The organism is Ferrovum myxofaciens (assembly GCF_000735045.1).
Taxonomy (GTDB): domain Bacteria; phylum Pseudomonadota; class Gammaproteobacteria; order Burkholderiales; family Ferrovaceae; genus Ferrovum; species Ferrovum myxofaciens.
Window position 1 is genome coordinate 1 of record NZ_JPOQ01000202.1, and the last position, 371, is coordinate 371.

At 56.6% G+C, this 371-nt stretch carries 1 pseudogene; it reads left to right on the forward strand.

Features of this window, described 5'->3' with window-relative positions:
- Window positions 1-182: 182 nt before the first annotated feature.
- Window positions 183-371, forward strand: a pseudogene (locus IV91_RS18080) (transposase); the annotation flags it as partial.

Below are 371 nucleotides of genomic sequence, written 5' to 3' on the forward strand. Positions count from 1 at the left end.
CTGTGGAGAATTGGCGCAATCAGGCCGTTCCGTGAAGCAGGAACCCGCCGAAGCGACTACACAGGGGCTTGCCCTTGTGTAGCGCCGTAGGAATCTCCGGCATTCATGCCGGGGAGGATGTCAAAAAGAATCCCCAAAGGGTCACAATTTTTATGAGAATTTAGCATCAAAGCATCTGTCCAGTGCTGTGGCGCGTTGTTTCCGGCTCACGCCGCTGGTTTGTGCAACTCATGCAGGAGGGCATCGCCCCGGCAAAGCACGAGCAGGCTTGTGGCGAAATCGTTGGTCTGGACATCGGTCCGAGCACGGTTGCTGTGGTCGGCGACAACTCCGCATCGCTGGTGAAATTCTGCGATACCGTGGTTCAGCCA